The organism is Pseudomonas sp. 2822-17 (assembly GCF_002742485.1).
In the GTDB taxonomy this organism is placed as follows: domain Bacteria; phylum Pseudomonadota; class Gammaproteobacteria; order Pseudomonadales; family Pseudomonadaceae; genus Aquipseudomonas; species Aquipseudomonas cyclaminis.
Genome location: NZ_LJRZ01000837.1, coordinates 1 through 368, shown reverse-complemented (window position 1 = coordinate 368; position 368 = coordinate 1). Strand labels below are relative to the sequence as shown.

Genomic DNA, 368 nt, shown 5'->3' with positions numbered 1-368 from the left:
GCAGAATTAACTCCGATGACAGTTGTATTATTAACGTTTTTTAAAAAAGAAGTTATATGTTCACCAGCTGAAGCTGTCCCCCGATCAATGAGGATAAAAATATGAATATCGTTATCTTCTATTGCTTCAAAGGGGTAGTACTCATATTCCCATTGTGGCTCCTCCATAGGATAATCAAATTGATCAAAAAGATAGAAATCGTTTATTTCATCATCAAAGGTTTCAAGAACATATCCATGAGACTCATAAAGGTCCACAGTATCCTGTACAAAAGTATTACCTGTGTTGGAAAAAAGCCTAATCACCTGACTATTCAAACTAACTGGACTATCAAACAACTCTTCAAACCATTTTTCAATTACTAAAGT

General features: G+C 34.0%; 1 protein-coding gene. It reads right to left on the bottom strand.

Translation table 11 applies throughout. From position 1 onward, the window contains the following. A partial coding sequence (locus AOA60_RS32455) for a S41 family peptidase (RefSeq protein WP_218240926.1) occupies nucleotides 1–368 on the bottom strand: 368 nt, incomplete at both ends.